We start from the raw sequence: 11,437 nt of genomic DNA on the forward strand, positions 1-11,437 counted from the left end.
CAACTTATTGCAAAAGATTACTCCAGCGCTTTCCAGATATCGGTGGCGTATTCGCGGATGGTCCGGTCCGAAGAAAACCAGCCCATGCGCGCGCTGTTAAGTACGGCAGAACGCCACCATTCCTTGCTGTCATGCCAGTGCGCCTCGACCCGGGCCTGGGCGGCCCAGTAGGCATCGAAGTCGGCGCAGACCAGGAAGCGGTCGTAGTCGATCAGCGAATCGATCAGGCCGACATAACGGGCCGGATCGTCCGGGGAGAACACACCGCCACGAATGGCCTGCAGCACATCGTTGAGACGATGGGAGGCGGCCACATCCGGCGCCGCGCTGAACTCGCCGTTGCGCTTGCGCGACTCCACCTGCTGGGCGCTGAGACCGAAGATGAACATGTGCTCCTGGCCTACCCGCTCGCACATCTCCACGTTGGCCCCGTCCAGGGTGCCGATGGTCAGCGCGCCATTGAGGCCGAACTTCATGTTGCTGGTACCCGAGGCCTCGAAGCCGGCGGTGGAGATCTGCTCCGACAGGTCGGCCGCCGGGATGATGCTTTCCGCCAGGCTGACGTTGTAGTTGGGCAGGAACACCACCTTAAGCAGGCCGCGCACGGTCGGGTCGTTGTTGACGGTGCGGGCGATATCGTTGGTCAGCTTGATAATCAGCTTGGCCTGGTGATAACTGGCGGCGGCCTTGCCGGCGAAGATCTTCACCCGCGGCACCCAGTCGGTTTCCGGCTCGGCACGGATCGCCTGGTACAGGGCCACGGTATGCAGCAGGTTGAGCAACTGGCGCTTGTACTCGTGGATCCGCTTGACCTGCACATCGAACATCGCCGCCGGGTTGATCGCGATCCCCAGGCGATCCTGGATCAGCGCCGCCAGGGCCCGCTTGCTGTGCAGGCGCTGCTCGGCGAACTGCTTGCGAAAGCCCGCCTTCTCGGCGAACGGCTCCAATCCCAGCAACAGCTCCTCGGGATTGTCGAGCAGTTCCGGGCCAAGGGCATCGACCATCATCTCGGTGAGTTTCGAGTTGGCCTGGTACAGCCAGCGGCGGAAGGTGATGCCGTTGGTCTTGTTATTGATCCGCTCCGGGTAGAGCTTGTGCAGCTCGGAGAATACCGTGCTGCGCATCAGTTGCGTGTGCAGGCCGGACACGCCGTTGACGCTGTGGGAGCCGAGGAACGCCAGGTTACCCATGCGTACCCGACGCCCGTTGTCTTCCTCGATCAGCGATACCGCGCGCAGCACGTCGAAATCGTGGATGCCCTTGGACCGCAGCGCGTCGATATGCTGGGCGTTGATCAGATAGATGATCTGCATATGCCGCGGCAGCATGCGTTCCATCAGCCCCACCGGCCAGGTTTCCAGGGCCTCGGGCAGCAGGGTGTGGTTGGTGTAGGACAGCGTCTCGACCGTGACCTGCCAGGCCGCATCCCAGGTCACGCCGTGCAGGTCGACCAGTTGCCGCATCAGCTCGGCGACGGCAATCGACGGGTGGGTGTCATTGAGCTGGATCGCCGCGTGCTCGCCGAGGCTGAGCACCGAGTCATGCATGTTCTTGTGCCGGCGCAGCAGGTCCTGCAGGGACGCGGAGACAAAGAAGTATTCCTGGCGCAGCCGCAGTTCCTGGCCGGCCTCGGTGCTGTCCGCCGGGTAGAGCACGCGGGAGATGCTTTCGGCCCTGGCCACTTCGGCCACCGCTCCCAGGTGGTCACCGGCATTGAAGCGCTCCAGGTGCAGCTCTTCCGTTGCCCGTGCCCGCCACAGCCGCAGGGTGTTGACGCTGGCGCCGCGCCAGCCGACCACTGGCGTATCGTAGGCCACCGCCCGCACGGTTTCCGCCGGCCACCAGACCTGCCGGCTCAGGCCGGTCTCGTCCTGCACGGTTTCGACGCTGCCGCCGAAGCCCACCGGGTAGATCACTTCGGCGCGCTCGAACTCCCAGGGGTTGCCGAAGTCCAGCCAGTTCTCGGTCTGCTCCTGCTGCCAGCCGTCGACGATGGCCTGGCGGAACAGACCGTGCTCATAGCGAATGCCATAACCATGGCCGGCGATGCCCAAGGTCGACATGCTCTCCATGAAACACGCCGCCAGACGCCCCAGGCCACCGTTGCCCAGGGCCGCGTCGGGCTCCAGCAGGCGGATGCGCTCCAGGTCCACGCCGAGATCCACCAGCGCCTCGCGGGCGATATCCAGCAGGCCGAGGTTGCTCAGGCTGTCGTACAGCAGCCGGCCGATCAGGAATTCCAGGGAGAGGTAATAGACGCGCTTCTGGCCCTTGCGATAGATCTGTCGCGTGTGATCCATCCAGTGTTCGACCATATGGTCGCGGGCGGCCAGGGCAATCGCCTCGAACCAGTCGTGATCGAACGCGTGGTCGGGATCTTTACCCACCGCGTAGGTGAGTTTGGCAAGGACGGCGGCACGAAAGGCAGCCACCTCAGCGTCACGGACAAGCGGTTCCTGAGACATCGATGCGACCTCTAGCGAGATGGACGATTTAAAAGGCAAGTTGTCTGAGCCTAGTCGGTTCGACACAGAGCGATGGCTCTGGTTCGGGCTTTTTTCCGACCATCGCGGGAAAGGCCCGATAAATCCGGAATGCTCCAAAAAGATGCAACCATGCGGCAAACTCCCTTCAAACGTGCGGTTGTGGGAAAAACCGTCAAAAGGTTGTTCACAAATCCACCAGCCCCGGTATCATCGCGCGCCCTGATACACCCTGGACAACAGCCGGATGAAACCCACCCTGATCGCCGCCGCGGAACTCGACCGCCTCGAAACCTGGCAGAAATACTCCAGCCATATGTGCGGAGGCTGCATGTCCAGCTGCTGCACCCTGCCCGTCGAGGTGAAGATCAAGGACCTGATCCGCATCGGCATCGTCGACGAGTTCGAGCGCGGCGACCCGCCGAAGAACATCGCCAAGCGCCTGCAGAAGGAAGGGATCGTCGAGCGCTACAACCAGAAGAGCGAGATCTTCACCCTGCAGCGCATGAGCAACAACGATTGCCTGTACCTGGATCGCAAGTCACGGCTGTGCACCATCTACGAAAAACGTCCGGACACCTGCCGTAACCATCCAAAAATCGGGCCACGCCCGGGGTATTGCGCCTACAAGCCAAAACCCGCCGCGCCCCAGGCACCGATCAGGACGCTGGAACGGTTCTGACCGGCCATTCGCGGGCAAGCCCGCTCCCACAGAGGGCGCCAGACTGCGGGGCGCCTCTTTGTGGGAGCCGGCTTGCTGGCGATGACGGCCGATCAGGCGATGCAAAGCTCACTGGCCTCATCGCCAGCAAGCCGGCTCCTACAGGTTTTGCGACAGTCTTGAGCCAGGGGTTGCATCAGCATTTCGGCCAGACAAACAAAAACGCCCCCGACCTTGCGGTCGGGGGCGTTTTTCATTCAGCCGGGGCTAGATGATCAAGCCTTGGCTTTCTTGGCAGCGCGGGTACGCTCGCTTTCGTCCAGGATCTTCTTGCGAAGACGGATGGACTTCGGAGTGACTTCGCACAGCTCGTCGTCCTGGATGAATTCCAGAGCCTGTTCCAGGGTGAAGCGAACAGGTGGAACCAGGGCGATGGTTTCGTCTTTACCCGAAGCACGCATGTTGTCGAGCTTCTTGCCCTTGGTAGGGTTGACGCCCAGGTCGTTGTCACGGCTGTTCAGACCAACGATCTGACCGTTGTAGATTTCCTGGCCGTGTTCGACGAACAGCTTGCCACGCGCCTGCAGGGTTTCCAGCGAGTAGGTCAGCGCCTTGCCGGTTTCGACCGAAACCAGTACGCCGTTCTGACGGCCGGACATGTCGCCGGACTTCATCACGTCGTAACGATCGAAGATCGAAGTCAGGATGCCAGCACCGGAAGTCAGGGTCAGGAACTCGTTACGGAAGCCGATCAGGCCACGGGCAGGGATGTTGTACTCAAGGCGCACACGGCCCTTGCCATCCGGAACCATGTTGGTCAGGTCGCCCTTGCGCAGACCCATCTGCTCCATGATTGCGCCCTGCGACTCTTCCGGCAGGTCGATGGTGACGTTCTCGTACGGTTCGTGCTTCACGCCGTCTACCATGCGGATGATCACTTCCGGACGGCCAACGCCCATTTCGAAGCCTTCGCGACGCATGGTTTCGATCAGAACCGAGAGGTGCAGCTCACCACGGCCGGAAACCTTGAACTTGTCGGCCGAGTCGCCTTCTTCAACGCGCAGTGCCACGTTGTACAGCAGCTCTTTGTCCAGACGTTCCTTGATGTTACGGGAAGTCACGAACTTGCCTTCTTTACCGCAGAACGGCGAATCGTTGACCTGGAAGGTCATGGATACGGTCGGTTCGTCAACGGTCAGCGGCTTCATCGCTTCGACGTTCAGTGGGTCGCACAGAGTGTCGGAGATGAACAGCTGGTCGAAGCCGCTGATGCAGACGATGTCGCCGGCAGAAGCTTCTTCAACGTCGACGCGGTGCAGGCCGTGGTGACCCATCAGCTTCAGGATACGACCGTTGCGGCGCTTGCCGTCGGCGTCGATGGCCACGACCGGAGTGTTCGGCTTGACGCGACCACGAGCGATACGGCCAACGCCGATCACACCCAGGAAGCTGTTGTAGTCCAGTGCGGAAATCTGCATCTGGAACGGACCGTCACGGTCGACTTTCGGCGCCGGAACGTGATCGACGACCGCCTGGTACAGCGGGGTCATGTCTTCCGCCATTTCGGTGTGGTCCAGACCGGCAATGCCGTTCAGGGCCGAGGCGTAGACGACCTGGAAGTCCAGCTGTTCTTCGGTGGCGCCCAGGTTGTCGAACAGATCGAAGATCTGGTCCAGAACCCAGTCCGGACGCGCGCCCGGACGGTCGACCTTGTTGATTACCACGATCGGACGCAGGCCGGCTTCGAAAGCCTTCTTGGTCACGAAACGGGTTTGCGGCATAGGGCCGTCCTGAGCGTCAACCAGCAGCAGAACGGAGTCGACCATCGACATCACGCGTTCTACTTCGCCGCCGAAGTCGGCGTGGCCCGGGGTGTCCACGATGTTGATGTGGTAGCCGTTCCAGTTGATGGCGGTGTTTTTCGCCAGGATGGTAATACCGCGCTCTTTTTCCTGGTCGTTGGAGTCCATCACGCGCTCGTCGTTGAGCTCGTTGCGCTCCAGGGTGCCGGATTGACGCAGGAGTTTGTCTACCAGGGTGGTCTTGCCATGGTCAACGTGAGCAATGATGGCGATGTTGCGTAGATTTTCGATCACTTGTGTATCTCGATCAGAGGATTCGGTGTGCTGACAAGTCTTGGCAGCGATTGACAGTAGTGTCCGGCGTGGCCGTTACAGCTTGACGGCGGCGTCGGGGGGCCGGTGACGCAGGCCACAGGCAAACAGCCCCGGGCACTTAGCTCGGTCGATAAACGCGCACATTGGCATGCCCCTCACTGAGCAAATGGTGGGCATGCAGGCGACTCATCACGCCTTTGTCGCAATACAGCAGGTACTGGCGAGTAGGGTCCAGTTCCTTGAAACGAGCGTTCAGTGCATAAAACGGCATCGCTTGTACCTCGATGCCAGCGAGTTCCAGCGGCTCATCGTCCACGGCATCCGGATGCCGGATGTCGATCACGATATGACCCGCCAGCGCTTCGCTGACTTCTTCGATCTGCAAGTCCTGGCCCAATTCGTCGATCACCCGATCGATCGGCACCAGTTTGGCTCGCTCGAGCGCACGCTCGAGGATCGCCATGTCGAACTCTTTCTCTTCGTGTTCCACGCGACCGCGCTTGGCGTGGGTCTTGGGGTTGACCGAAATCACCCCGCAGTATTCGGGCATGTGCTTGGCGAAGTCGGCCGTGCCGATCCGGGTCGCCAGGTCGATGATGTCCTGCTTGTGGCTGGCGATCAGCGGGCGGATCACCAGCTTCTCGGTCACGCAGTCGATCACCGACAGGTTCGGCAGCGTCTGGCTGGAAACCTGGGAAATCGCCTCGCCGGTGACCAGCGCATCGATGTGCAACCGATCGGCCATGACTTCGGCCGCGCGCAACATCATACGCTTCAATACTACGCCCATATGACTGTTATCGACTTTTCCGAGAATTTCTCCCAGAACTTCCTCGAACGGCACGCTGATGAACAGCACCCGATGCGAGCTGCCGTACTTCTTCCACAGGTAATGGGCGACTTCCATCACCCCCAGTTCGTGGGCGCGCCCGCCGAGGTTGAAGAAGCAGAAATGGCTGATCAGGCCGCGACGCATCATCTGGTAGGCGGCAACGGTGGAGTCGAAGCCGCCGGACATCAGCACCAGGGTCTGCTCGACCGAACCCAGCGGGTAACCGCCGAGGCCGTCGTGCTGGCTGTGGATGACAAACAACCGTTGGTCGCGAATTTCCATCCGCACTTCGATTTCCGGCTCTTTCAGGGAAATCCCGGCGGCGTTGCACTGGCGGCGCAGCTGGCTGCCGACGTATTTCTCCACCTCCATCGAGGTAAAGACGTGCTTGCCGGCGCGCTTGCAGCGCACGGAAAAGACCTTGCCCGGCAACACGTCGCCGTAGTGCTGGCGGCACTTGGCGGTGATGTCGTCGAAGTCGCCCAGCGGGTACTCGTCGACCTGCAGCAAATGGGCGATCCCCGGGGTATTGCACAAGCGCGCGGTCAGCTCGTGCAGGGCCTTCGGGTCGGTCAGCGCGGTTTGCAGCTCGAGGTTGTCCCACACGCCATTCACCACCACGGCCGGGTCCAGGTCACGGAGCACGGCACGGATGTTCTTGGCCAGCTGGCGGATGAAACGCATCCGGACAGGGCGGCTCTTAATGGTGATTTCGGGGAAGACTTTTACGATTAGTTTCATGAAAACAGCGCGCGAAGGGCCGGCCGAAAAAGGGGGGCGCGGATTATAGCGGAAATTGCTCAAGGTTTAACCAGTTATTGTACAGACGGTTTTATCGCACCAAAAAAGACCGCCAATGCATTTTTCAGCACCATAAAGGTGCATTCCATGCACCGAAATTCTCCTATGCTGGCTGGAACGCTTGAGATTGGGGCAAAAAACCCATCACGGGGCACTGGCATGCAATTTGCTCCCTTGTGAGGCAGGTTGCCTTGGCCGAGTATTCGCGCCGGCATCACCACTATTTCAGGGCTAACTCCACTACCCAGCCCGAAGCCACCCGGAGGACACCATGTCGAAGTCGGTTCAACTCATCAAAGATCATGACGTTAAGTGGATTGATCTGCGCTTCACGGACACCAAAGGTACTCAGCACCACGTGACCATGCCGGCTCGCGATGCGCTGGACGACGAATTCTTCGAAATCGGCAAGATGTTCGACGGTTCCTCCATCTCCGGCTGGAAAGGCATCGAAGCTTCCGACATGATCCTGATGCCGGACGACAGCACTGCCGTGCTCGACCCGTTCACCGAAGAGCCGACCCTGATCCTGGTCTGCGACGTGATCGAGCCGTCGACCATGCAAGGCTACGACCGCGACCCACGTGCAATCGCCCGTCGCGCCGAGGAGTACCTGAAGTCCACCGGTATCGGCGACACCGCTTTCTTCGGTCCAGAGCCCGAGTTCTTCATCTTCGATTCGGTCAAGTTCAAGTCCGACATCTCCGGCTCCATGTTCAAGATCTTCTCCGAACAAGGTTCGTGGATGTCCGACCAGGACGTGGAAGGCGGCAACAAGGGCCACCGTCCAGGTATCAAGGGCGGCTACTTCCCGGTTCCTCCGTTCGACCACGACCACGAAATCCGTACTTCCATGTGCAACGCGCTGGAAGAGATGGGCCAGACCGTCGAAGTTCACCACCACGAAGTGGCGACTGCCGGCCAGAACGAAATCGGCGTGAAGTTCAACACCCTGGTTGCCAAGGCTGACGAAGTCCAGACCCTGAAGTACTGCGTACACAACGTGGCTGATGCCTACGGCCGTACCGCTACCTTCATGCCAAAACCGCTGTACGGCGACAACGGCTCGGGTATGCACGTTCACATGTCCATCTCCAAGGATGGCAAGAACACCTTCGCCGGCGAAGGTTATGCCGGCCTGTCCGACACCGCCCTGTACTTCATCGGCGGTATCATCAAGCACGGTAAGGCCCTGAACGGCTTCACCAACCCGTCGACCAACTCCTACAAGCGTCTGGTCCCAGGTTTCGAAGCTCCGGTAATGCTGGCCTACTCGGCTCGCAACCGTTCCGCCTCGATCCGTATTCCTTACGTCAACAGCCCAAAAGCCCGTCGTATCGAAGCCCGCTTCCCGGATCCGGCTGCCAACCCTTACCTGGCCTTCGCCGCACTGATGATGGCCGGCCTGGACGGTATCCAGAACAAGATCCACCCTGGCGATGCTGCCGACAAGAACCTGTACGACCTGCCGCCTGAAGAGGCCAAAGAGATCCCACAAGTTTGCGGCAGCCTGAAAGAAGCCCTGGAAGAGCTGGACAAAGGTCGTGCGTTCCTGACCAAGGGCGGCGTTTTCAGCGACGACTTCATCGATGCCTACATCGAGCTGAAAAGCGAAGAAGAAATCAAGGTCCGTACCTTCGTACACCCACTGGAATACGAGCTGTACTACAGCTGCTGATCCGGTTGCGCCTGCGCGAGCAGGCGCTGCTTTCAGAAAATGCCCCGTATCGAAAGGTCCGGGGCATTTTTCATGGGCGAGGTTTTTCGGGGCCGACGACGGGGCGATTCGAGATTTCTTGCAATGTTTAGGCACTAGCCAAGGCGTTCAGACCAGCGTTGACTATCCTCTCCGGGATTGGATCCAAATCCTACGGAAACCGCCACGCACGGACGGCGAATGCAACCCGACACGGAGAGTTAACCCATGACGTTTCCTTCAAGCACCATTGCCGAACAGCTCGACAGCAGCGAACCGAAGACACCCGCCACCCCGACCGCCGAAGTCCTGCTGCGCGCCAGCAGCGGCTGGGACGGCACCCCCTATGAAGCCTATCCCGCCGGACCGCCGGAACTGACCCTGCTGAGGATCAACATCCCCGCCGATACCGAACTGAACTGGCATATCCACCCCATCCCCAGCGCCGCCTACATCATCTCCGGTGAAGTGCTGGTCGAGACGCGGCAAGGCAACAAGCAGACCCTGCTGAAATCCGGCGATACGATCGCCGCCGTGGTCAATGTCGAGCATCGCGCCAGGACCGGGGCCGTCCCGGTGGACCTGATGGTGTTCTATGCCGGCAGCGAAGGCATGGCGCTGTCGGAGGCGACCGGGCCGGACTGACCCGACATGGATGGCGCGCGCCCCACGGCTGGATACGACAGCCGTGGGAATACGCTTTTTCATGAAAATGCGCTGGCGCTCGCAGGGCCTTGTGACGTTAACTCTGGGCCTGCATCCGCCACCGAAAAAGTCGAAGCCCGCCATGCTGCCGAACAACCGTATTGTGAGCCTGCTGCTTGCCAGCCTTCTGAGTGCCAACGTCCTCGCCGCCCCTGCCCCCGCGAAAGCTCCCGATGCCCTGGCGCCCCTGCTGCAGGCCATCAGCGAGCGCCTGAGCATCGCCGACCAGGTGGCCCTGACCAAATGGGACAGCGGCAAGCCGATCCAGGATACCCCGCGCGAACAGCAGGTGATCGCCAATGCCCGGCAGCAGGCGGCAACCTACAAGCTCCAGACCGAAGACATCGGCGAGTTCGTCGCGGCGCAGATCGAAGCCAACAAGCTGGTCCAGTACGCGCTGCTGGCCGAATGGCGAGCGGCCGACAAGGCCCCGGTCATCCCCAGGCCCGACCTCGTCACGCAGATCCGCCCGGCGCTGGATCAGTTGCAGACCCGGCTGTTGCAACACTATGCGGCCTTCGCCCCTTACCGGCAGGACCCGCAATGCCCGGCCTGGCTGAGCCAGACCCGCGACGCCCTGGCCTCGGACACCGTCCACGACCTGGCGCTGATCCGCGCCACGGGCGAGCTGTGCCTGAAGCCACAGTGAAAAGCCCCGGGATTGTGCTCTATGCTGACAGCGGGACGCCGTTGAACGACGCGCCCCGGCCAGGACCATCACCGGGAGTCTCCATGGGTCGACCTCTGCTTTACCTGCTGCTGGCCTTGGCGCTGCCCGTATCGGCGCAGATCTACAAATACACCGATGCCAACGGCAATACCGCCTACAGCAACCAGCCGCCCGACGGCACCGCCGCCCAGGCCGTGGAGCTGCCGCCGCTCAACAGCGTCGAGATACAGAAGCCGAGCCAACCGGCCGCTGTCCAGCCGGCAACCGCGCAGCCGACGAAAGCCGCGGCAGATATCGCGCCCTACAGCGTGTTCGAACTGACCGACATTCCCACCCAGGAAGCCCTGCGCGCCAACAACGGGACCTTTACCGTCGGCGTGAAGATGGAGCCACGGCTACAGCGCCAGCATCTGCTGCGACTGGTACTCGACGGCAATCCCTATGGCCAGCCCGGCAATGTCCCGCGCCTGCAACTGGTGAACGTCGACCGTGGCGATCACACCCTCAGCGTGCAAGCCCTCGCCGGCGAGCAGGTGGTTCAGCAAAGCCCTACCGTGCCGTTCACCGTCCAACGGGTGCATAAACCTTGAGCTGTTCATGATTCGATTGTTCCCACGGGCGCTATGCCTGGCCCTGCCACTGCTGGCCCTGCCGGCGCTGGCCGAGGTCTACACCTATATCGACAACCAGGGTAACCGGGTCTTCACCGACCAGCCCCGCAAGGGTGCCCAGCGAGTGCCGCTGGCGCCGAGCAACCGCATGTCGGCCAACCCCGGCAGCCCGACGCCGACGCCCGCCAGCAGCACGGCCAAGGCCAAGCCGAAACCGATCTTCCACTACCAGATGGTGCGCATCCTGGTGCCCGATCCGGATGCCACGGTCCGCAGCACCGAGGGCGACCTGATCGTCAGCGTCACCAGCGAACCGGGCCTGCAGCCCGGCCATGGCTACCGCCTGCTGCTGGACGGCCAGCCCACCGGCGCTCCCGGCCCCAGCCCGGTGTTCGCATTGAACAACATCGATCGCGGCAGCCACCAGCTCGCCGTGGAAATCCTCGACGAACAGGGGCGCATCGCCGAGCGTACCGCCAACCAGCCGTTCCATATGGTGCGCATGTCCCTCAGCCAGAAGCGCCAGGCACAACCCTGCCAGCTCGCCGACTACGGCCAGCGGCCGGAATGCCCGCTGGCGGACAAGCCCAAGGAAGAAAAAAGCAGCTTCCTGCCGTTTCTGTAGCCTCGCGACACAAAAGCACCATGCTGGTGCACTAAACTGCACACCTACCCGAACCGAAGCCCATTTTGGTTCGAAAGTACCCGCCGGAACTGGCAGAACGCCACTCAATCGAGCCTGAAACGCCCATTTCAGGCAATTCGCGCTTCTTTTCGGAGCCTTGGTTTGGTTTTTGCATTTTCCCCGTATCGGCGCCTTGTTCGCGCGCGCAAATCGGGACCGGCCCCGTTTGCCAT

The 11,437-nt window shown here is 61.4% G+C and carries 9 protein-coding genes; 6 read left to right on the top strand and 3 right to left on the bottom strand.

Annotated elements, in window-relative coordinates; translation table 11 throughout:
- Nucleotides 1-17: 17 nt before the first annotated feature.
- The gene (locus ACL9RJ_RS16435) at nucleotides 18-2,468 is read right to left on the bottom strand and encodes a glycogen/starch/alpha-glucan phosphorylase (RefSeq protein WP_177106431.1); all 2,451 of its coding nucleotides are present in this window, start codon (nucleotides 2,466-2,468) and stop codon (nucleotides 18-20) included.
- A gap of 265 nt (nucleotides 2,469-2,733) precedes the next feature.
- On the opposite strand from ACL9RJ_RS16435, the gene ACL9RJ_RS16440 reads away from it, so the two are divergent.
- Nucleotides 2,734-3,168: a YkgJ family cysteine cluster protein gene (locus tag ACL9RJ_RS16440; RefSeq protein WP_017126968.1), complete on the top strand. Its 435-nt coding sequence runs from the start codon at nucleotides 2,734-2,736 to the stop codon at nucleotides 3,166-3,168.
- Between the two features lie 254 nt (nucleotides 3,169-3,422).
- On the opposite strand, the gene typA is transcribed toward ACL9RJ_RS16440, so the two are convergent.
- On the bottom strand, nucleotides 3,423-5,243 hold the full coding sequence (gene typA / locus ACL9RJ_RS16445) for a translational GTPase TypA (protein ID WP_017126969.1): 1,821 nt from the start codon (nucleotides 5,241-5,243) through the stop codon (nucleotides 3,423-3,425).
- 139 nt (nucleotides 5,244-5,382) lie between these two features.
- The gene (gene thiI / locus ACL9RJ_RS16450) at nucleotides 5,383-6,837 is read right to left on the bottom strand and encodes a tRNA uracil 4-sulfurtransferase ThiI (RefSeq protein ID WP_103032930.1); all 1,455 of its coding nucleotides are present in this window, start codon (nucleotides 6,835-6,837) and stop codon (nucleotides 5,383-5,385) included.
- 331 nt (nucleotides 6,838-7,168) lie between these two features.
- Here thiI and glnA point away from each other — a divergent pair, with 331 nt between their 5' ends.
- From glnA to ACL9RJ_RS16475, 5 genes are all read left to right on the top strand, one after another.
- On the top strand, nucleotides 7,169-8,575 hold the full coding sequence (gene glnA / locus ACL9RJ_RS16455) for a type I glutamate--ammonia ligase (RefSeq protein ID WP_017126970.1): 1,407 nt from the start codon (nucleotides 7,169-7,171) through the stop codon (nucleotides 8,573-8,575).
- 246 nt (nucleotides 8,576-8,821) lie between these two features.
- Nucleotides 8,822-9,238 carry a cupin domain-containing protein gene (locus ACL9RJ_RS16460; RefSeq protein WP_017126971.1) on the top strand — a complete coding sequence of 139 codons (417 nt, stop codon included), beginning with the start codon at nucleotides 8,822-8,824 and terminating at the stop codon, nucleotides 9,236-9,238.
- A 142-nt stretch (nucleotides 9,239-9,380) separates the two neighbouring features.
- The gene (locus tag ACL9RJ_RS16465) at nucleotides 9,381-9,947 is read left to right on the top strand and encodes a chorismate mutase (protein WP_017126972.1); all 567 of its coding nucleotides are present in this window, start codon (nucleotides 9,381-9,383) and stop codon (nucleotides 9,945-9,947) included.
- A gap of 83 nt (nucleotides 9,948-10,030) precedes the next feature.
- Complete coding sequence (locus ACL9RJ_RS16470) at nucleotides 10,031-10,558, top strand: DUF4124 domain-containing protein (RefSeq protein WP_177127975.1); 528 nt, start codon at nucleotides 10,031-10,033, stop codon at nucleotides 10,556-10,558.
- Between the two features lie 7 nt (nucleotides 10,559-10,565).
- On the top strand, nucleotides 10,566-11,204 hold the full coding sequence (locus tag ACL9RJ_RS16475) for a DUF4124 domain-containing protein (protein ID WP_017126974.1): 639 nt from the start codon (nucleotides 10,566-10,568) through the stop codon (nucleotides 11,202-11,204).
- The last annotated feature ends 233 nt before the right edge of the window (nucleotides 11,205-11,437 follow it).

It is taken from the genome of Pseudomonas sp. Mn2068 (genome assembly GCF_049319725.1).
In the GTDB taxonomy this organism is placed as follows: domain Bacteria; phylum Pseudomonadota; class Gammaproteobacteria; order Pseudomonadales; family Pseudomonadaceae; genus Aquipseudomonas; species Aquipseudomonas gingeri.

Excerpts from the sequence above, each read along its gene's own strand:
- ACL9RJ_RS16440 (WP_017126968.1), top strand. The coding sequence starts at position 2,734 with ATGAAACCCACCCTGATCGCCGCCGCGGAACTCGACCGCCTCGAAACC.
- ACL9RJ_RS16460 (WP_017126971.1), top strand. The coding sequence starts at position 8,822 with ATGACGTTTCCTTCAAGCACCATTGCCGAACAGCTCGACAGCAGCGAA.
- glnA (WP_017126970.1), top strand. The coding sequence starts at position 7,169 with ATGTCGAAGTCGGTTCAACTCATCAAAGATCATGACGTTAAGTGGATT.
- ACL9RJ_RS16475 (WP_017126974.1), top strand. The coding sequence starts at position 10,566 with ATGATTCGATTGTTCCCACGGGCGCTATGCCTGGCCCTGCCACTGCTG.
- ACL9RJ_RS16435 (WP_177106431.1), bottom strand. The coding sequence starts at position 2,468 with ATGTCTCAGGAACCGCTTGTCCGTGACGCTGAGGTGGCTGCCTTTCGT.
- thiI (WP_103032930.1), bottom strand. The coding sequence starts at position 6,837 with ATGAAACTAATCGTAAAAGTCTTCCCCGAAATCACCATTAAGAGCCGC.
- ACL9RJ_RS16465 (WP_017126972.1), top strand. The coding sequence starts at position 9,381 with ATGCTGCCGAACAACCGTATTGTGAGCCTGCTGCTTGCCAGCCTTCTG.
- ACL9RJ_RS16470 (WP_177127975.1), top strand. The coding sequence starts at position 10,031 with ATGGGTCGACCTCTGCTTTACCTGCTGCTGGCCTTGGCGCTGCCCGTA.